Below are 20347 nucleotides of genomic sequence, written 5' to 3' on the forward strand. Positions count from 1 at the left end.
CGTTAGCAGCATTCACCATCCAATATTTAAGACAGCAAGGTAAACGCAATCATCCCAACAACCGCACCCGTGGTGCCGAGAATGGTTTCCATCAGGGTCCAGGTCTTCAGGGTTTGCCCTTCGGTTGCACCCGTGAACTTACCAAATAACCAGAAACCAGCGTCGTTAACGTGGCTCACAACAATCGAACCACCTGCGATACAAATCGACAAAGCAGCCATTTGCGCGCCGTTATAGTTCAGTTGTTCAATAACCGGCATCACAAGACCGACGGCGGTCAGGCAAGCAACGGTTGCGGAACCCTGAATAATACGAACCGCAGCAGCCAGTACGAAGCAGGTTAAAGCAATGGGCAAACCTAAACCGGTCAGCGCTTCGCCCAGTGCAGGGCCTACGCCCGAGTCCACCAGCACTTGTTTAAATACCCCGCCTGCACCGATAACCAGCAAAATAATACCAGCCGGTTGCAGCGCGTGGCCGCAGATTTCCATGACCTTTTCTTTCGCCATTCCCTGACGATATGCCAGGCCATAAATAGCAACCAGACACGCCACCAGAATCGCGGTGAACGGATGGCCAATAAACTCAAGCCATTCGTACAGCGTGGAACCCTGTTCAACGAAACGCGCAGCGATAGTTTTCATCCCTACCAACACCAGCGGCAGTAGGATCAGCGACAGGCTGAAGCTGAACGATGGCAATTTGCCTTCGCCCAGATGCGGTTCAGTGATGTCGTCCGGAATATGCAGTTCGACGTATTTACTGATGAAGTTACCAAACAGCGGCCCGGCGATAATCATAGCTGGAATGGCGGCGCACAAGCCTAGCAGAATCATCCAGCCAAAGTCGGCGTGCATTTGGGAAGCCAGCAGCATGGGTGCAGGCCCTGGCAGCAGAAACGCTGCGGCAGCGGCAACACCTGCGAACAGAGGAATAACTAATTTTACCAGGTTTGTTCCGGTGTGACGGGCCATAGAAAACGCCACGCTAATCAGCAGAACAATGGCAACTTCGAAGAACAGCGGTAGTGCGCAAATCAAGCCTGCCAGGCCAATCGCGTAATGTGCGCGACTCTTGCCGAAAACCTTGAGCATTTTGACGGCTATCTGGTCTACGGCACCCGTTTCATGAAGAATCTTGCCAAACATCGCACCGAGCGCGACGACGATGGCCAGAAAGCCGAGTGTACCGCCCATGCCTTTTTCCATGGTTGCCGCGATTTTATCGAGCGGCATCCCGGAAAATATCCCTGCACCAATTGAAACCACCATCAAAGCAACGAAGGCATGCATACGCGCCTTCATCACTAAAAACAGCAGCAGTAAAACTGAACCTACTGCTGTTAAAACAAGTGTTAATGTACTCACTGCACACTGCCTTTATTAATCACATCAATAGTGCTGGCCACCACGCCTTCCAGCGTTTGGTCAATATCCACGACCAGAACATCAGGTTCATCAGACTTTGGTTCTTCCAGCGTTTCAAACTGAGTGACCAACATCTGAGTTTTGAAGAAGTGACCTTTACGTGCTTTCAGACGGCTTTCGATTACCTCAAAATCACCTTTCATGTAGATGAAAGAGAGATTTGGGTTACCGTCGCGCAATTGGTCGCGATAAACCTTTTTCAGCGCAGAACAAACAATCAGGGAAACTTTGTTTGTCCGCTGCATAGCGAAAGCCGCATCGTTTAGCGCCTGCAGCCACGGCTTACGATCGTCGTCGTTGAGCGGCTCGCCTGATGCCATTTTCATGATATTGCAGCGTGGATGAAGGAAGTCGCCATCGAGGAACGCGGCTTTGAGTTGATGTGCAACTTCGCTTGCAACAGCAGATTTACCGCTGCCAGAGACGCCCATCAGGACGTAGATGTGGTGGTCATGGTTGGTAGTGCTCATAGCGTAGCTCCGACTGTTATACCCTTCATACTTCGAGTTGCATCTTTGTTGGCTGCGTTCACTCGTCCGAATCACTTAGTTTACTAAGCTCATCGGAACTCCTTCTCTTGCCGTCGCGATGCAACGCGAATTATTTTGGGAATATTAGAAACTGTTACGGGTAACTGTTATCGGTAACATTCTCTGAGCTGATCGAGCAATAAGCAATAACCATTAGCTTGCAAAGCGTATAACTGTGAACTACATCAAAAAATAAACTGTAAATAATCCGAGTTGCAGTTAGCGCCACTGCAACCTGAATTAAACGAGAATTAAATTGAGCCGCCTGAAGAGAGCGTAAAGCCCAAATCCAGCATTTGTGGTGTGACCGTTTCGCCACGTATCCGCGCCAGCAAACGCTCCGCACCAATACGCCCCATACGTTCACGTGGTGTCAACACGCTGGCAAGACGTGGCTCCATCACCTGCCCGATATCGTGGCCATGGAAACCGGCAATCGCCATATCTTTTGGAATACTCAAGCCCTGACGCTGGCATTCAAATGCCGCACCGATGGCTAAGTCATCGTTAGTACAGAAGATGCTATCGAGCTGCGGATATTCACGTCTGGCCTGACGAAACAATTCAATACCGGTGGAATATGAGGATGAGTTTTCAACCATTACACTATATGGTACAAGCCCGGCATCGTTCATCGCCTGCTCATAGCCTTTTTTCTTAATCACAGTACGTTCATCAAGACGGGCGCCGAGATACGCTACATGGCGGTGGCCACGCGCAATAATTGCGGCTGTCATCTGGCGTGCTGCTTCGAAGTTATCAAACCCTACGGCAATATCCAGGCATGGTGAAACGCTGTCCATCAATTCGACAACGGGAATACCCGCCACTTCAATCATTTTCAAGGTGCGCGGAGTGTGGGTACGTTCAGTAAGGATAAGACCGTCGATATTCCAGGAAAGCATTGATTCCAGGCGCTCTTCTTCTAACTCCGGTTTATAACCATAGTGAGCAAGCATAGTCTGGTAGCCATAAGCATCGACAACGCTTTCAATACCTCGTAGCACTTCAGCGAAAACCTGGTTGGTAAGTGAAGGCAACAACACACCGATTGCACGGCTGGTAGAATTGGAGAGGATGTCGGGTGCGCGGTTCGGAATATAGCCAAGATCATCAAGGGCCGCGGCAATTTTTACCTGCAACGCAGCGGAAACCTGATCGGGGTTTCGCAAAAAGCGACTGACCGTCATTTTGGTGATGCCAACGCGGTCTGCAACGTCCTGTAATACCGGTCTTTTCTTTTTCATTGTCCTGCTGTGCGGGTTAACAATCGACGACAAAGTTTAGCACGGACAAAGCACAACCTTCCCCTGTTTCAGGAGAAGGTTGTGACCGGTAACTATCGGAAAATATTAGACTGGTGGTAAATCGAACAGCAACACTTCACTTTGAGCATTTGCATGAATCGAAATCGCTTGCTCATCCCACACCGCAACCGCGTCGCTGGTTTTTGCCTGAGTGCCATTAATCGACACATCACCTTTCACTACCTGAACCCATATACGGCGATCTGCCGGGATCTGATAAACAGATTGCTCATCTTTAGCCAGCGCCCAGCGTGAAAGCTCCATATCCTGATTCACTTTCAATGAACCGTCTCGCGCATCTGGTGAAAGCACCAGCTGGCGGCCCTGCGGCGCATCAAAACGGCGTTGGTCGTAACGCGGCGTGATGCCGGTTTTTTCTGGGATGATCCAGATTTGGTACAGACGCAGGCGCTCAGTTTTGCTTGGGTTGTACTCGGAGTGAGTAATCCCGGTACCGGCACTCATAATCTGGAATTCACCCGCAGGAACCTTTTCTTCGTTACCCATGCTGTCACGGTGTGCTACGGCACCTTCCAGCACATAAGTCAGGATTTCCATATCTTTGTGCGGGTGGGTACCGAACCCTTCACCAGCTTCCACTACGTCTTCGTTAATCACACGTAATGCCGAGAAACCCATGAAATTGGCATCGTAATAGTTAGCGAAAGAGAAGGTGTGCCAGCTATCCAACCAACCATGATTCGCATGACCACGTTCTTCAGCTTTTCTTAAGTAGATCATTTTCATTTCTCCGCAATTCGTTTGATGGACTAAGTGTGGACTCGAATCGGAAATGATCATAGAGGGTGAAAATTGACGCCTCTGTTCAAAAAAAATGAACGAGTCAGAGGCGTCGTATTTCGGTTTAAGCGAGGGTCACAGTAGAGGGAGAGGCTTGCTCGAAACCGCGCTCGAGGATCTCAAGGTTGGTCAGTGCTTCAATTTCTCTGACGTAATTTGGCTTGCCATTAAGAATGGTTTCGTACAGCGCGTCGTATACGCGCCCGTAGTCACCCGCTTCCGGCTTCAACTCTTCGCGCACGCTTTCACCCGCATCGTTTACATACTCAAGCACGCCTACGCTGCTGTCTGCCGCAAAGCCCGGTTCGCCCGGCATGATGTACGCTTTAAGGCTGGTTTCTTGCTGGTCAATGCCGTACTTAATGAATGAGCCTTTGGTGCCGTGAACCAGGAATTTTGGGTAATCGATTTTCACCAGATGGCTGGTTTTAACGATAGCTTTCATATCGCCATAGAAAAGCTGGGCTTCAAAGGTATCGTCCGGGTTAGCTTTATTGCGCACGCTACGAATATCGTAGGTGACGTGGTCCGGGCGGCCAAATAGCGAGATGATTTGGTCCATGGTATGCACGCCGAGGCCATAGAACGCGCCATCTGCCGGCAGCCCAGGTTTAGTTTCCGCAACCGGACGATACATATCAAAGTGGCTTTCTATTTCAACGATGTCGCCAAGTTTGCCGCTTTCGATAGCCTTTTTCATCGTCAGGAAGCAGGAGTCAAAACGGCGATTCTGGTAAGGCGTGACGGTCAGCCCTTTTGCTTTCGCCAGTTCAAACAACTCTTTGGCTTCAGCAAGGGTCGGGGTAAACGGTTTTTCCACCAGTACGTTTTTACCCGCTTCAAGTGCGCGTTTCGCGTAATCAAAATGGCTGTCAGCGTGGGTGCAAACCACCACCAGCTTTACCTGCGGATCATTCAGCACTTCGTCTAAATCGCTGGTGAAATGAATATGGCTATACTCCGGCTGCTGTTCGATGTCCGGCTTTTCATTGCGACGGAAAATATGGGCAACGTGGAATTTATCTTTGCGAACCAGAACGTAAGGAAGGTGGTAACGCGTGGTGCTTTTGCCAAAACCTATAAAAGCGCAGTGTAGGGTCATTGCTTCGTCCTTTTTGACTTTGAATTGCAATTACCCTACTGCAAACTCCGGCGGATGGCACTTCGTTTATCCGCCCTACTAATGCAAAGTGACACTTGGTTTGCCCTATTTATTTGGAGTTGTAGCAAGGCGGCAAGGGAGTGAATCCCGATGAGCTTACTTAGGTAAGTGATTCGGGTGAGGGAGTGCAGCCAACGCAGCTACAGCTTCAAATAAGACGGGCAAAAAAAAGCCAGCACTAGGCTGGCTAAAGTAATACTGGAAGCAATGTGAGCAATGTCGTGCTTTCAGGTTGTCTCCGTAGGGGTCTCCCCTGAACGCATGGCAATAATAATCATTATCATTCGCACTTGTAAAGCGAAATTTCAAAAAATATGCGGTTGACAGCAAAGTGAAAGTCAATGATGTTTAAAGGGATTATGTAACTCATTGAGGATAAAAGGATGAACGAAATCGTAGTACGTCACGCTGAAATCAGCGACGCTCAGGCGCTGCATGAAATCTACTCCCAGCCAGCATTGGTTCGTGACACGCTACATCTTCCTCATCCTGCGCTAAAACTTTTCACCGATCGCCTGAACGATCTAAAACCCGGCAGCCGTAACCTGGTGGCATGCATCGACAATAATGTTGTCGGGCAGCTAATGCTGATGGTGGAACAGTCCCCACGTCGTAGCCATGTAGCCACTTTTGGGATGGGCGTCGACTGCCGCCATCAGGGCAAGGGAGTCGCTAGTGCGCTAATGCAGGAAATGGTAAATCTGTGCGACAACTGGCTGCGCATCGAGCGTATTGAACTGACGGTTTTCACCGATAACGAGGCGGCGTTGGCAACCTATCGCAAATTCGGTTTTGAAATTGAAGGCACTGGTAAGAACTTCGCGCTGCGTGAAGGTCAGTATGTAGACGCCTATTTTATGGCGCGGTTTAAGCCGGTGTAACAAGGCGGATGGCACTTGCGCTTATCCGCCCTACGGCTCAGATTTGTAGGGTGGATAGGCGCAGCGCCATCCACCAATTATTCAGTAACCCGCCGTCAAATCATCCACCGAGCGCGGGTCAGACGCACCGTACAATGCGCCATCCGGCCCCATCATAATGCTTTGCGTGCTTCCCATCGCCTCTTTCACTACCACGTTCTGCCCTTTTTCTTTCAGCAGTTTAAGCGTGTCCGGGCTAAAGCCTTTTTCGACCCTTAACTCGTCAGGCAGCCATTGATGATGGAAGCGCGGCGCATTGGTCGCTTCGGCGACGTTCATACCGTAATCGATAGTATTCATCACCATTTGCAGCACGGTCGTGATTATTCGGCTACCGCCAGGGCTGCCGGTCACCAGCCAGGTTTTGCCATCTTTCACCACGATAGTTGGCGACATCGACGACAGCGGGCGTTTATGCGGCCCAACGGCGTTTGCATCGCCACCCACCAGCCCGTATACATTCGGCACACCTGGTTTGGCAGAGAAATCATCCATTTGGTTGTTCATGATAATGCCGGTGTTGCCCGCCACGATACCTGTTCCGAACACGGTGTTTAGCGTGTAAGTCACCGCCACGGCGTTGCCGTCTTTATCTACCACCGAGAAATGCGTGGTCTGGTTACTTTCATACGGCGCGAGGTTCCCCGGTTTGATTTCACTCGACGGACGCGCTTTGTTGATGTCGATCTTATCAGCCAGCGATTTGGCGTACGCTTTGTCGGTCAGCGCCTGCCACGGCACTTTCACGAAGTCTGGATCGCCAAGATATTCCGAGCGGTCGGCATACGCGTATTTTTCGGCTTCAGCGGTTAACTGCATCGCATCGGCGCTACCAAAACCGTATTTGGTGAGGTCGAAATTCTCCAGAATATTCAGGATTTCGACGATATGGATACCACCAGAAGACGGTGGTGGCATGGAGAAAATCTGGTAGCCACGGTAATCGCCGCTAATCGGCGCACGTTCAACCGCTTTGTAATTCGCCAGATCGTCCTTGCTAATCAGCCCGCCGTTTTTTGCCATCTCTTCGGCGATTTGGTCAGCAATCGTCCCTTTATAGAAAGCATCCGGGCCAATCTCAGCAATCATCTCCAGGCTTTTGGCGAGATTGGTCTGCACTAATTTGTCGCCTTTTTGCAGCGGATTACCGTCTGCTTTCCAGAAAATAGCTTTGCTGTTGGGGTGATTCGGAAGGACTTCCGCGCCGTAGACTTTCAGGTCTTCAGCCAGCGCGTCGTTGACGGTAAATCCGTCATGCGCCAGTTTGATCGCCGGTTGGATAACTTTGTTGAGCGGCAGCGTGCCGTATTTTTCCAGCGCCATGGCGAAGCCCGCAACGGTGCCAGGCGTGCCTGATGCCAGATGAGAAGTGAGGGATTTTTTACTGTCGGCATTGCCCTGCGCATCAAGGAACATATCGCGCGTGGCTTTTTCTGGCGCCATTTCACGGAAATCTATCGCGGTTGTTTTACCATCTTTGGTGCGCAGCATCATGAAACCACCGCCACCGATATTCCCCGCCTGCGGGTGGGTTACCGCCAGTGCAAAGCCCACGGCAACGGCGGCATCAACCGCGTTCCCACCTTGTTTAAGAATATCAACACCCACTTGCGTGGCGAGGGAATCCTGGGACGCCACCATGCCGTTTTCAGCACGTACAGGATGAAACACATCCGCTTCCACGCCGTAGGAAACGGGAGCCGGAGCCGCAACGGGCGGTGGTGCGGCACTAACTGAGAGGCACAGTCCGATCGTTAACGCAGGAACGGCTATCCAGCGCAGAATTTCCAGACGTATTGTTTTCCACTGCTTCATCGTTATTTTCTCCATTTTTCAATGAGGTCAATCGCCCAATAAGCCTGGTCCACAATTCCTAAATAATCTTCATGTGAATAGAAAAGGATTAAACTTAATAGATCCCCCAATGGAGGAAATGACGATGAAAAAAATATTATTACTGGCGGCCCTGCTGCCATTGACCTGTTTGGCGCAGCCGATTAATACCCTGAATAATCCAAACCAACCGGATTACCAGATCCCAAGCCAGCAGCGGATGCAGCAGCAGATGCAAACTCAACAGGCACAGCAAAAAGGGATGTTGAATCAGCAGTTACAAACGCAAACACGCATGCAACAGCAGCATCTGGAAGGGCAGATAAACAATAATTCGCAGCAGGGCGTCTTTAAGGTGAAAAAAACGCTGCCGAATGAGATGGAAGTAGGAACGCAGCAGGTACTGCCAAATACCAATGGCGGAATGCTAAGTGGCAGCGGAGGTAGCAGCCAGGATCATATGCTGCAACCGAAAACCAATGGCAGCATGCTCAATCAAAACAGCAACTCGACTTCACTACAGCCGAACATCCCGCTGAAAACAATTGGGCCGTAAAGGTAACGGTAGATGGCGCTAGCGCTTATCCCACCTACAAATCGTAGGTTGGGTAAGCGAATGCGCCACCCAACGCAATCACGCGTTAAAATCCGGCCCAATTTCATCAATTCTATCGGTGCAAATCGTATCGACTCCCCAGCGCAGCAGCGTTGCTGCACGCTGGGGAATATTCACGGTATAAACCAGAATATGTAATCCCGCCTCTTTCAATTGCTGCACGCGAGTTTCGTCGAGCAGTTTATGGTTCAGGTGGATTGAAACGCAACCGAGCCTGTCGGTCAGCTCGCGCCAATCGTCACGCCATTCATCGAGTAATAATCCGCGCGGTAATTCTGGAACAGCAAGCTGCGCCGCCTCCAGCGCTTCGATAGAAAACGAAGATAACAATGGCGCTGTTTGCCCCAGCCATAATTCACGAGCCGCCAGTGCGATAACTTTCCCGGTTTCTCTATCGGTGCCGGTGGTCGGCTTAATTTCGATATTCGCCATCATGCCGTGCTGTTTACAACGCGCGGCAACCTGCGAAAGAAGAGGTAATGGCTCGCCTTTAAACTTACCGCTGAACCAGCTTCCTGCATCAACATTCAGCAACTTATCCCACGGTAAATCGCCTGCAATTCCCCAGCCGTTGCTGGTGCGCTCAAGCGTGTCGTCATGTAGCAAGAAGATTTGCCCGTCTTGTGAAAGCTTGGCGTCAAACTCAATCATGGTGTGACCGTAACGCGCGCCGACATCAATTGCCGCCAGCGTATTTTCCGGCGCCAGTTTTCCCCCACCACGATGGGCTGCGATTTTTGGATAAGGCCAGTTACTCATAAACGTTGTCCGTTTTCTTTATCAAAGAAATGTAGATGATTTTCAGGCAGATATAGCCACAGCGTACTACCGGGTTGCGGACGTTCCTGATGCGCTAAGCGCACCACCATTTTTTGCTCACCCCAGCGCCCATGCACCAGATTATCTGCCCCGAGCATCTCCAGCGAGTCCACCACAAATGGCACACCGCCTGCGGTTTGGGAGCTTAGCGCAATATGTTCCGGGCGGATACCCAGGGTAACAGCCCTACCTCGTTGCTGATTAGCTGCATTGCCCAGTGGTAGAGCCGTCCCTCCAGCCAGTTCGAAACGCGTGCCGTCGTCGCTGATATTGCCTTCCAGCAGGTTCATGGCAGGCGAACCAATAAAGCTCGCTACAAAGCGGCTTGCCGGGCGTTCGTAGACTTCGACAGGCGTACCGATTTGCTCCGCGATACCTTTGTTCATCACCATCACGCGCTGCGCCAGCGTCATTGCTTCCACCTGATCGTGCGTAACGTACAAACTTGTGGTTTTCAGGCGACGGTGTAGCTGTTGTAATTCCAGGCGCATCTGCACGCGCAGTTTGGCATCAAGGTTTGAGAGCGGTTCATCGAACAGGAAAACCGCCGGATCGCGCACGATGGCGCGCCCCATAGCTACACGCTGGCGTTGCCCGCCGGAAAGTTCACGTGGGCGGCGTTTGAGCAAGCCATCAAGTTCCAGAATACGGGCCGCTTCCGCGACTTTCTGCTGAATATGCCCTTTGCCCATGCCACGGATTTTCAGGCCCCAGGCCATGTTTTCTTCCACGCTCATGTGCGGATAAAGTGCGTAATTCTGGAACACCATCGCAATTCCACGCTCTTTCGGTTCCATCTCTGTGACGCGCTGCCGGTCAATCCAGATGTCGCCGCTGGTGACGCGTTCGAGTCCGGCAACCATGCGTAGCAGCGTGGATTTGCCGCAGCCCGACGGACCCACCATCACGATAAACTCACCGTCGGCCACATCCAGCGTCAGCGGTTGAATCACTTGAGTTTTGTTGTCCCAGCTTTTGGATACTGCCTGTAATTTCAGTCCTGCCATGGGTTATTTCTCACTATCCACTAAGCCACGCACAAACGCGCGTTGCATTACTAAAACGATAATTACCGGGGGAATCAGGGTCAGTAACATGGCCGCCATCACCTGGTTCCACTGAGTGCTTCCTTCGCCGGAAGACATCATCCCTTTGATACCCGCCACCGCCGTGCCGAGGTTTACGTCGCTAATGATCAGCAGCGGCCACAGATACTGGTTCCAGCCGTAGATAAAGGTGATGACGAACAGCGCCGCCAGATTGGTTTTTGAGAGCGGTAACACGATGTCGCGAAAGAAACGCATCGGTGTTGCACCATCGATGCGTGCCGCTTCCATTAACTCATCGGGCAGCGTCATAAAGAACTGGCGGAATAAGAAGGTCGCGGTCGCTGAAGCCATCAGTGGCAGCGTCAGACCGGTGTAGCTATCGAGCATTTTAAGATTTGCGATGACTTCAACAGTTGGAAAAATACGCACTTCAACGGGCAGCATCAGGGTGATAAAGATCATCCAGAAGAACAGGTTACGCAGCGGAAAACGGAACCAGACGATGGCAAAAGCGGAAAGCATCGACACCGTGATTTTGCCGATGGTGATAACCAGCGCCATCACAAAACTGTTGAACAGCATCAGGCCGAACGGTGCACTGTTAGCACCAACACCATGCGTCCAGATATAAGACATGTTTTCCAGCAGATGCGTGCCAGGAATCAGCGTCATCGGCGTCTGAAATACGGCCTGGTTATCCAGTGTCGCCGCGACAAATGCGACATACATGGGAAATAGAATGACGATGATGCCAAGTATCAGCATGGTATGGCTGAAAATGGTCAGCCCACGACGATTCTCAATCATTGATAACGCACCTTACGTTCCACGAAACGAAACTGGACCACGGTCAGGATTATCACTAAGAACATCAGCACGACTGACTGTGCCGCCGAGGCGGAAAGATCCAACCCGGCAAAACCTTCGCGATAAATTTTGTAGATTAGCGTGGTGGTTGCCTGCACCGGGCCACCGCCTGTTGCGGCGTCGATAACCGGGAAGGTATCAAAAAAGGCATACACCAGGTTCACCACCAGCAGAAAGAAACTCACCGGAGCAATGAGCGGCAGCGACAACTTGAAGAAACGTCGTACCGGCCCTGCGCCATCAATCGATGCAGCCTCTACGAGCGAGCGAGGGATAGATTGCAATGCCGCAAAGAAGAACAGGAAGTTGTAGCTGATTTGCTTCCACACCGAGGCAAACACGACGAGAAACATCGCCTGACCACTGTTTTGCGCGTGGTTCCAGTGATAACCAAACTGCTCAAGCACGTGGGTCAGCAGGCCACGTCCAGGGTTAAACAGAAATATCCACAGCACGGCGGCAATCGCTGGTGCCACCGCATACGGCAGCAGCATTAGCGTTTGGTAGATTCGACTGCCGCGAATGACATAATCGGTGAGCGCGGCGAAAAAGAGTGACACCAGCAGGCCGCTGCCAGCAACTAAGCCACTGAAAATCAATGTGGTATAGAAAGAGTCGAGATAGTAACTGTCGTGGAATAGCTGTTTGAAGTTGTCCAGTCCGACAAACGTACTCGAAAGCCCAAACGGATCGACATTCTGGAGTGAATACCACAGAGCTTCGCCCGCAGGCCAGATGAAAAAGATAATGGTGATAATCAGTTGCGGCAGGACTAGTGCATACGGAAGCCAGCTGGAACGGAACACCGGACGAGATGATGACATAGTGTTGCTCTTGTAGGTGACTCTGGATGACCCCCTCCCAACCTCCCCCTTTCCAGGGGAGGTTGGGAGGGGGTTAAGGCGATGGTAAAGTTTTAAGACTTCGTCGACTGTTCAAAACGGCGCAGAAGCTGGTTCCCACGCTCAACCGCGCTATCTAAAGCCTGCTGAGGGGTTTTCTTGCCGGTCCACACAGATTCCAGTTCTTCATCCACGATGGTACGAATCTGCGGCATGTTGCCCAGACGCAGACCTTTGGTGAATGGTAATGGCGGCTTGTTCATCATCTGGCGCGTAGCGATATCGGCACCCGGATTTTTCTCGTAGAAGCCTTGTTTGCGCGTCAGGTCATACGCGGCCTTGGTAATCGGCAGATAACCTGTTTTCTGGTGCCATTCAGCAGCAATTTCTGGCTGAGCAAGGAACTGCATAAACTCGGCAACGCCTTTGTAAGTTGCGGCGTCTTTACCCTGCATAACCCACAGACTTGCCCCACCAATAATGGCGTTTTGCGGCGCATTCGGAATGGTGGAATCGTAAGGCATCATGCCCACGCCGTAGTTGAATTTGGCGTAGTGGCGGATATCAGCCAGCGAGCCGGAAGAGGCGGTGGTGATGGCGCAATCACCGTTGTAGAACTTCTCGGTGGATTCGTCTTTGCGGCCAAAGTAGCTGAAATCGCCTTTCTTATTAAGCTCTTCCAGCAGGGCGATATGTTTCACCTGCTCTGGTTTATTAAATTCCAGAACTGCGTCGGTGCCATCGAAACCGTTATTTTTCGTCGCAACCGGCAGGCCATTCCAGGCGCTGAAGTTTTCGATTTGGATCCAGCCCTGCCAACCGCTGGCGTAGCCGCATTTCATGCCCGCAGCTTTAAGTTTGGCGGTGTATTCAGCCAGATCCTGCCAGGTTTTTGGCGGCTGTTCAGGGTCAAGCCCGGCTTTCTTGAAGGCGTCTTTGTTGTAATACAGCACTGGCGTGGAGCTGTTGAACGGTTGTGAGAGCAAATGCCCGGTTTTCGCATCGGTGTAATAACCGGAAACCGTCGGCACAAACTGGGATTCATCGAACTTAATGCCCGCATCGCTGAACACTTCGTACACCGGTTTGATCGCTTTGGAAGCCATCATGGTGGCGGTGCCTACTTCGTAAACCTGCAAAATAGCCGGTGCGTTGCCAGAGCGGAAAGCCGCGATCCCTGCCGCCAGATTTTGTTCGTAGTTGCCTTTATAAACCGGGACAATTTGGTAGTCAGGGTGCGTCTGGTTGAAGCGTTGAGCCAGTGAATCGACTTCTTTGCCCAGTTCACCTTCCATGGAATGCCAGAACGGAATGGAGGTGGCTGCGATGGCGCTGCTGCTAAATACGCATCCTAGCGCTAAGCAAAGTGCTGTATGTCGTAACGATGCAGTCATGTCTTATCTCTCTAGTTATCCCCTTCATACTTCAGGCCGCATCTTTGTTGGCTTCACTCACCGCCCGAATCACTTACTTGAGTAAGCTCATCGGGACTTGCTCTGTTGCCGCCGCGATGCAACCAGAATTATTTAGGGGTCTATAGGTTGCGCGGAAATACGCGTTTTTGTTCGCATCAAAACATGACATGCGCGTATGACAGAAAAATAACCGTGAGGTGACAGGATCGTGACGATGGGGTGAAGGGGAGATGACGGAATTATGCCAGGCGCAGTTGTTCCGCTATTTCATCCAGAGAAAGCTGCCCTGCAGCGGCATCGACTGTGAGCTGAACAAAGTGATGGCTACCAGGAAGATCGATACCATTACGACGCAGGAATAATAAGGTAATAAAAAGCGCCGTACGTTTATTGCCATCATTAAAAATATGGCCGCGAGAAATCGCCAGCAAATGCATCGCGGCAAGCAAATAGAGATCATTGATGCCTTCATAGACATACTTATTCAGCACACGGTACAACAACGCTTCAGCTCTGCCGCGATCGGGCATTCCTGGGACACCGGGCGTCATTTTCAAAATTCTGTCATGGAACTGAACTATCTCTTCCGCTGAGATAAACTGAATTGTCATTTATCTGCCAGTGCCCTTATCGCATCACCATGAACATCCATGATGGCGGCAAATTCCGCATCCATTTTTGCCTCCTGATAACGTTCAAACTCTTCACTGCTAATAATCACTGCCGATTTATGCCCGCGACGGGTAATGGTTACCGGCTGGCCATCAACGGCTAAATCCAATGCTGCGGCAAGATTCTGCCGTGCCTCACTATAATTCATGGTGTTCATTTCAGACTCCTTAAAGTACACATTTATTGTACAAGTATATTGTACGATTTTGAAGTCAGAGAGAAAAAAAGGAGCTCGTGAGCTCCTTTTTAATTAAGGCATATAACCTAGATAATTCGAGTTGTAGGACTAAAACGATGAAGGCGTTTTAGTCCTACAGCTTGAAGTATGACGGGTAAAATTAGCCGCCAAGGTAGGCGCTACGTACCGCTTCGTTAGCTAACAGTGCGTCGCCTGTGTCTTCCAGCACCACGTGGCCGTTTTCCAGCACGTAGCCACGGTCAGCAAGCTTCAGCGCCTGGTTGGCGTTCTGCTCAACGAGGAAGATGGTCATCCCCTCGCTGCGCAATTTTTCGATGGTGTCGAAAATCTGCTGGATGATGATTGGTGCAAGACCGAGCGACGGTTCATCTAACAGCAACAAACGCGGCTGGCTCATCAATGCACGGCCAATTGCCAGCATTTGCTGCTCACCACCAGACATCGTGCCCGCACGCTGAATACGACGCTCCAGCAGGCGCGGGAACAGTTCGTAAACGCGTTGGATGCGTTCATGATACTGGTCGCGTTCCGCAAAGAAGCCGCCCATCGCCAGGTTTTCTTCTACTGTCATGCGAGAAAACACGCGGCGGCCTTCTGGCACAATTGCAACGGCTTCACGCATGATGCGCGCGGTATGCCAGTCGGTAATGTCTTTACCATCAAAGGTAATCTTGCCGCTTGAAGCACGCGGATCACCACACAGTGTTCCCAACAGCGTGGTTTTACCGGCACCGTTTGCGCCAATCAGGGTGACAATTTCGCCCTGTTTGATATGCAGACTGACCTCGTGAAGCGCCTGGATTTTTCCGTAGTGGGCGCTTACGTGGTCAAATGACAACATGATATTTTCCATCTTATGCCTCACCCATTCTTATGCTTCGCCCAGATAGGCGCGGATTACGTCAGGGTTATTACGGATTTGCTCCGGCGTGCCGTTCGCAAGAGGCGTCCCTTGGTTTACCACGTAAATCCTGTCAGAAATGCCCATCACCAGTTTCATATCGTGCTCGATTAACAGCACGGTGGTGTTGTGATGGTTGCGTAACTCCATGATTAACTCATCGAGCTCATGCGTTTCTTTCGGGTTAAGGCCAGCCGCTGGCTCATCAAGCATCAGAATTTCTGGCTGAGTGACCATGCAGCGTGCAATCTCAAGGCGGCGCTGATCGCCATACGCCAGATTGCTCGCCTGACGGTTAGCCTGCTCAAGCAGACCAATACGATCAAGCCATGTTGCGGCACGATCCAGCGCTTCGCTTTGTGAGCGGCGAAAAGCGGGTGTTTTCAGCAAACCTGAGAACACACCGGTTTTCAGTTGCATATGCTGAGCAACCAGCAAGTTTTCAATCACGGTCATTTCACGGAACAGACGCACGTGCTGGAAAGTACGCACCACGCCCATACGTGCAATTTGCTGGCCCGGCAAACCTTCAAGGTGCTGATCACGCAACAGAATCGTACCGCCTGAAGGCTTGTAGAAACCAGTCAGGCAGTTAAACACCGTGGTTTTACCGGCACCGTTCGGGCCGATTAACGAAACAATTTCTTGTGGATGCAGTTCCAGAGAAACATTGTTTACGGCGAGCAGGCCGCCGAAACGCATCATCAAGCCGTTTACGGATAACAATGGCTGACTCATGCCTGCTCTCCTTTCACTTGTTCCACTTGCTCTTTTTTAAGCTTTAATTGCGGACGAGACATTGGCAGCAAGCCTTGTGGACGCCAAATCATCATCAGCACCATCAAGCCACCCAGCACCAACATGCTGTATTCGTTCAGATCACGCATCAATTCGCGCGACACCACCAGCAGCACGGCGGCGAGGATAACGGCAAACTGCGAGCCCATACCACCCAGCACAACAATCGCCAGTACGAATGCAGATTCGGCAAAGGTGAAAGATTCCGGGCTAACAAAGCCCTGACGTGCCGCAAACAGCGTACCGGCAAAGCCTGCAAATGCGGCGCTAATAGTGAATGCGGTCAGCTTGATACGCGTTGGGTTCAGACCCAGTGAACGGCAAGCAATCTCATCTTCACGCAATGCTTCCCATGCACGGCCCAGAGGCATACGCAGCAGTCGGTTAATGACAAATAGCGACAGCACAACCAGCAACAGCGCAACGAGGTACAGGAAGATAATCCTGTCACCTGGGTTATATGCGACGTTAAAGAAGTTGCTGAACGTATCCCATCCGCCTTCACGCGCGCTGCGGCTGAATTCCAGACCGAACAGCGTAGGTTTTGGAATCTGGCTGATGCCGTTCGGGCCACCGGTAATTTCGGTGTTATTGAGCAGCAAAATACGGACGATTTCACCAAAGCCGAGCGTCACAATCGCGAGGTAGTCGCCGCGTAAACGCAAAACTGGGAAGCCGAGGAGGAAACCTGCTGCCGCAGACACCAGGCCCGCAATTGGCAAGCATGTCCAGAATCCCAGACCGTAGTAGTGGTTGAGCAGCGCAAAGGTATAAGCACCGATGGCATAAAAACCGCCATAGCCCAGAACCAACAAGCCAGACAAACCGACAACTACGTTCAGGCCAAGGCCGAGAATAATATAAATCATCGTCAGCGTTGCGATATCCACCGTACCGCGTGACACCACGAATGGCCACGCAACCGCGAGCACCAACAATGCCAACAGGAACAGTTTTTGTTTCGGCGTAGAACCGTCTAACGCAGGCAGGACAAACTTCGGCCCGGAGACTTTTTTCATGCCTTTCTGGAATACAGGGCGCAGTAACTGGAAGACGAAGACAATCGCTGTACCAATCAACACCCATTCCCAGCGCACCGTTTCTGCGCTATGGACGACAAGCTTAGTGCCATCGAGGCTCAGCTGAACGCCCATAAAGACGCCCGCCAGCACGAAAAATATGGCCGCCGAAAGCAGCGCCAAAACAACATGCATCGGTTTCATACTTTTTCTACCTCCGGGCGACCCAGGATACCGGTAGGCATAACCAGCAGTACCACGATGAGCAGCGCAAAGGAGACAACATCTTTATATTCAGTGCTCAGATACGCGGAAGTCAGCGCCTCTGCAACACCTAAAATCAGGCCACCAATCATCGCACCAGGAATACTACCGATACCGCCAAGTACTGCTGCGGTGAAAGCTTTCATCCCGGCCATAAAGCCGATGTATGGGTTGATAACGCCGTAGAACTGGCCGAGCAGTACACCTGCAACCGCAGCCATGGCTGCGCCAATGACGAAGGTCAGGGAGATAACGCGGTCAGTGTTAATTCCGAGCAGGCTCGCCATTTTCAAATCTTCTGCACACGCACGGCACGCACGGCCCATGCGGGAGTAGCGAATAAACAGCGTCAGAGCCAGCATTGCGATGAACGTTACAACCCAAATCACCAACTGCATTGTGGTAATGGTTGCGGTGAAATTGTCGCTGGCACCGACGACCCACTGGCCGTTAAACAGGCTAGGCAGCGCAATATCACGTGAACCTTCGGTCAGGCTGACGTAGTTTTGCAGGAAGATGGACATCCCGATAGCAGAGATCAGTGCAATCAGACGCTTAGAGTTACGCACCGGCTTGTACGCAACGCGCTCGATGCTCCAGCCGTAGGCACTGGCGATGACAATGGCACCAATAAAACCCGCACCAACCAGCATCCAGCCCACATCAATGCCCATCATCATCAGCGCTGCGATGATCATAAACGAGACGTAGCTGCCGATCATATATACCTCGCCATGGGCGAAGTTGATCATGCCAATAATGCCGTAAACCATGGTGTAACCGATGGCTATCAACGCGTAAGTACTACCCAGCGTGACGCCGTTAAACATCTGTTGCAGGAAGTAGAGGAACTGCTCGGACATACAATAACCTTATTTATTCCTCCCCAGCGCATAGCCGCCGGGGAGGTGGGATGACCCAGAATTACCGATCTGCTTATTTCGTCGCAACAGATGACGAACCGTCGGCATGCCACTGGAATACACCAAAATCAAATCCCTTCAGATCGCCTTTCTCATCCCAGTTCAGCGGCCCAATCACGGTTTTAGCACCGTTAGCTTTCAAATCTTTGATTAAATCAGCAGGCTCTGCACTGCCGGTACGCTCAAGTGCAGTCGCCAGAGATTGCACTGCTGCGTAAGTAATCCATACGTATGGACCACTTGGATCTTTCTTCTCAGCTTTCAGCTCATCAACAATAGCTTTGTTCGCCGGGTCCTGGTCATAGCGTTTTGGCATAGTCACTAACATACCTTCGCCTGCATTGCCTGCGATGTTAGACAGCGATGCGTTACCCACACCCTCTGGACCCATAAACTGAGTTTTCAGGCCAACAGCGCGCGCCTGACGCAGAATCTGACCCATTTCTGGGTAGTAGCCGCCGTAATAAACGAAGTCGATGTTTTCTTTCTGCAGACGCGCAACCAGCGTGGAGAAGTCTTTATCGCCCGCAGTGATACCGTCGAAGAAGACGATGTTAGCCCCACCTTTTTTCAAGCCATCCTGTACAGAACGCGCCAGGCCTTCGCCATATTGCTGTTTGTCATGAATGACTGCGATGCGCTTCGGTTTCACAGTATCGAGAATGTATTTAGATGCCGTTGGGCCCTGAGAAGAGTCCAGGCCAGCGGTGCGCATAATCATTTTGTAACCGCGAGCAGTTAGCTCTGGATTAGTTGCGCCAGGGGTGATCATCAGGATGCCTTCGTCTTCGTAGATATCAGACGCTGGCTGAGTAGAAGAAGAGCAAAGGTGGCCGATGACATAACGCACACCGTCGTTAACGATTTTGTTGGCAACTGCTACCGCTTGTTTCGGGTCACAAGCATCGTCGTATTCAACCGCAACAAGTTTGTCGCCTTTGATGCCGCCTTTAGCGTTGATGTCTTTAATTGCCTGGCGCGCGCCGTTGAATTCCATATCGCCCCACTGCGCAACCGGACCAGACATCGCACCAACAACCGCAACTTTGATGTCTGCTGCGGTTGCCGCGTGAGACACCGCCAGCGCAATAACCCCAGCGAGTAATGTCTTCGCGTTCATTTTCATAGATCCAATTCCTGTTCGTGATTATGTGGTTTTATAGTGACCAAAAAACGCACTGTGCGTTTTGTAGCCTTTAACCATTTTTATGAGTGCCTTTAAGGGCTTAGCGCTAAAATTTACAATTTTTAAAGCTAAACTCTCTATTTTTCAGGCTATTAAGCAAAGATATTATTCTGTATTTGCTCATAGTTAAACAAAAAAAAGCAGCTTTTTCAGCATAAAATAGCGATACAAAGAGCGGAATAAATCACTAGGTTTTAGGGTTTTATACTGACCATATTTCAATCTGCCGCTTATCGAACTGGCATACGTTTGACGCAAAAATTAATCGTCTGGTATATGACAGATAAAAGATAAAGCGTCTGGCGCAAATAAATTGGTTACACTCGGGGTTTTCCCGCTTTTTGGTTAGCTCGCTTATGAAACTCACCATCATTCGTCTGTTTGAGTGTAGTGCTCAGGATGAGATCGATCTTGCTAAGATCTGGCCGGAATACTCCAGCGCTTCGCTTGCTTTGACTGATACTCACAGAATTTATGCTGCAAAATTTAATGACAGACTATTAGGCGCGGTTCGCGTCACGCTTGCCGGAACAGAAGGTGCATTAGATTCGCTACGGGTACGTGAAATCACCCGTCGCCGTGGCGTTGGGCAATATCTGATCGAAGAAGTGATTCGTGATAATCCTGACGTTGCCGGTTGGTGGATGGCAGATGTCGGCGTGGAAGACCGCGCAGTTATGACGGCATTTATGCGGGCTTTGGGCTTTGTTGAACAGAGTGGTGGTTGGGAGAAGTAGGATTTAAGCGTCGGATGGCGCTAACGCTTATCCGACCTACGATCACGTGAGCAAAAGTAG

General features: G+C 51.0%; 21 protein-coding genes. 3 read left to right on the forward strand and 18 right to left on the reverse strand.

Annotated features, from left to right (window positions below):
- Nucleotides 1-26: 26 nt before the first annotated feature.
- The 5 genes from gntU to M979_RS16695 form a co-directional block, all read right to left on the reverse strand.
- A complete protein-coding gene (gntU, locus tag M979_RS16675; protein WP_034460486.1) occupies nt 27-1367 on the reverse strand; it encodes a gluconate transporter in 1341 nt (446 codons plus the stop codon).
- On the reverse strand, nt 1364-1897 hold the full coding sequence (gntK, locus tag M979_RS16680; protein WP_034460487.1) for a gluconokinase: 534 nt from the start codon (nt 1895-1897) through the stop codon (nt 1364-1366). Before gntK ends, gntU begins: the two co-directional genes overlap by 4 nt.
- A 311-nt stretch (nt 1898-2208) precedes the next feature.
- A complete protein-coding gene (gntR, locus tag M979_RS16685) occupies nt 2209-3204 on the reverse strand; it encodes a gluconate operon transcriptional repressor GntR (RefSeq protein WP_064555695.1) in 996 nt (331 codons plus the stop codon).
- A 105-nt stretch (nt 3205-3309) separates the two neighbouring features.
- The gene (locus tag M979_RS16690) at nt 3310-4005 is read right to left on the reverse strand and encodes a pirin family protein (RefSeq protein WP_034460489.1); all 696 of its coding nucleotides are present in this window, start codon (nt 4003-4005) and stop codon (nt 3310-3312) included.
- 124 nt (nt 4006-4129) lie between these two features.
- Nucleotides 4130-5167 (reverse strand): oxidoreductase, encoded by a 1038-nt coding sequence (locus M979_RS16695; RefSeq protein ID WP_064555696.1) that lies wholly within the window; start codon nt 5165-5167, stop codon nt 4130-4132.
- Nucleotides 5168-5610: 443 nt separating this feature from the next.
- Between M979_RS16695 and M979_RS16700 the strand changes: the two genes are divergently transcribed.
- The gene (locus M979_RS16700) at nt 5611-6108 is read left to right on the forward strand and encodes a GNAT family N-acetyltransferase (RefSeq protein ID WP_064555697.1); all 498 of its coding nucleotides are present in this window, start codon (nt 5611-5613) and stop codon (nt 6106-6108) included.
- A gap of 81 nt (nt 6109-6189) precedes the next feature.
- On the opposite strand, the gene ggt is transcribed toward M979_RS16700, so the two are convergent.
- Nucleotides 6190-7962, reverse strand: a complete 1773-nt coding sequence (ggt, locus tag M979_RS16705) for a gamma-glutamyltransferase (RefSeq protein WP_064555698.1) — start codon at nt 7960-7962, stop codon at nt 6190-6192.
- 124 nt (nt 7963-8086) lie between these two features.
- Between ggt and M979_RS16710 the strand changes: the two genes are divergently transcribed.
- Entirely contained in the window at nt 8087-8536 is a 450-nt protein-coding gene (locus M979_RS16710) for a DUF2756 family protein (RefSeq protein ID WP_064555699.1), read from the forward strand.
- Nucleotides 8537-8614: 78 nt separating this feature from the next.
- Here the strand turns inward: M979_RS16710 and ugpQ are convergent, their stop codons facing one another.
- The 12 genes from ugpQ to livK form a co-directional block, all read right to left on the reverse strand.
- Nucleotides 8615-9355 carry a glycerophosphodiester phosphodiesterase gene (gene ugpQ, locus M979_RS16715; protein ID WP_064555700.1) on the reverse strand — a complete coding sequence of 247 codons (741 nt, stop codon included), beginning with the start codon at nt 9353-9355 and terminating at the stop codon, nt 8615-8617.
- Nucleotides 9352-10422, reverse strand: a complete 1071-nt coding sequence (locus tag M979_RS16720) for a sn-glycerol-3-phosphate import ATP-binding protein UgpC (protein WP_064555701.1) — start codon at nt 10420-10422, stop codon at nt 9352-9354. The genes ugpQ and M979_RS16720 overlap by 4 nt, the downstream gene beginning before the upstream one ends.
- 3 nt (nt 10423-10425) lie before the next feature.
- The gene (gene ugpE / locus M979_RS16725) at nt 10426-11271 is read right to left on the reverse strand and encodes a sn-glycerol-3-phosphate ABC transporter permease UgpE (RefSeq protein ID WP_034460497.1); all 846 of its coding nucleotides are present in this window, start codon (nt 11269-11271) and stop codon (nt 10426-10428) included.
- Complete coding sequence (gene ugpA, locus M979_RS16730) at nt 11268-12155, reverse strand: sn-glycerol-3-phosphate ABC transporter permease UgpA (protein WP_064555702.1); 888 nt, start codon at nt 12153-12155, stop codon at nt 11268-11270. Before ugpA ends, ugpE begins: the two co-directional genes overlap by 4 nt.
- A 92-nt stretch (nt 12156-12247) precedes the next feature.
- Nucleotides 12248-13567, reverse strand: coding sequence for a sn-glycerol-3-phosphate ABC transporter substrate-binding protein UgpB (ugpB, locus tag M979_RS16735; protein ID WP_064555704.1), 1320 nt, complete (start codon nt 13565-13567; stop codon nt 12248-12250).
- 260 nt (nt 13568-13827) lie between these two features.
- Nucleotides 13828-14199 carry a type II toxin-antitoxin system death-on-curing family toxin gene (locus M979_RS16740; protein ID WP_064555706.1) on the reverse strand — a complete coding sequence of 124 codons (372 nt, stop codon included), beginning with the start codon at nt 14197-14199 and terminating at the stop codon, nt 13828-13830.
- Nucleotides 14196-14417 carry a type II toxin-antitoxin system Phd/YefM family antitoxin gene (locus M979_RS16745; protein ID WP_034460502.1) on the reverse strand — a complete coding sequence of 74 codons (222 nt, stop codon included), beginning with the start codon at nt 14415-14417 and terminating at the stop codon, nt 14196-14198. Before M979_RS16745 ends, M979_RS16740 begins: the two co-directional genes overlap by 4 nt.
- 181 nt (nt 14418-14598) lie before the next feature.
- Nucleotides 14599-15312 carry a high-affinity branched-chain amino acid ABC transporter ATP-binding protein LivF gene (gene livF, locus M979_RS16750; RefSeq protein ID WP_034460504.1) on the reverse strand — a complete coding sequence of 238 codons (714 nt, stop codon included), beginning with the start codon at nt 15310-15312 and terminating at the stop codon, nt 14599-14601.
- Between the two features lie 18 nt (nt 15313-15330).
- Nucleotides 15331-16098: a high-affinity branched-chain amino acid ABC transporter ATP-binding protein LivG gene (gene livG, locus M979_RS16755; RefSeq protein ID WP_034460506.1), complete on the reverse strand. Its 768-nt coding sequence runs from the start codon at nt 16096-16098 to the stop codon at nt 15331-15333.
- On the reverse strand, nt 16095-17381 hold the full coding sequence (locus M979_RS16760) for a high-affinity branched-chain amino acid ABC transporter permease LivM (protein WP_034460508.1): 1287 nt from the start codon (nt 17379-17381) through the stop codon (nt 16095-16097). The genes livG and M979_RS16760 overlap by 4 nt, the downstream gene beginning before the upstream one ends.
- On the reverse strand, nt 17378-18304 hold the full coding sequence (gene livH / locus M979_RS16765) for a high-affinity branched-chain amino acid ABC transporter permease LivH (protein ID WP_034460510.1): 927 nt from the start codon (nt 18302-18304) through the stop codon (nt 17378-17380). Before livH ends, M979_RS16760 begins: the two co-directional genes overlap by 4 nt.
- A 73-nt stretch (nt 18305-18377) precedes the next feature.
- Entirely contained in the window at nt 18378-19490 is a 1113-nt protein-coding gene (livK, locus tag M979_RS16770; RefSeq protein ID WP_034460512.1) for a high-affinity branched-chain amino acid ABC transporter substrate-binding protein LivK, read from the reverse strand.
- Between the two features lie 416 nt (nt 19491-19906).
- On the opposite strand from livK, the gene panM reads away from it, so the two are divergent.
- Nucleotides 19907-20287 carry an aspartate 1-decarboxylase autocleavage activator PanM gene (gene panM, locus M979_RS16775; protein WP_064555707.1) on the forward strand — a complete coding sequence of 127 codons (381 nt, stop codon included), beginning with the start codon at nt 19907-19909 and terminating at the stop codon, nt 20285-20287.
- Nucleotides 20288-20347: the final 60 nt, after the last annotated feature.

Source organism: Buttiauxella noackiae ATCC 51607, from assembly GCF_001654865.1.
Taxonomy (GTDB): domain Bacteria; phylum Pseudomonadota; class Gammaproteobacteria; order Enterobacterales; family Enterobacteriaceae; genus Buttiauxella; species Buttiauxella noackiae.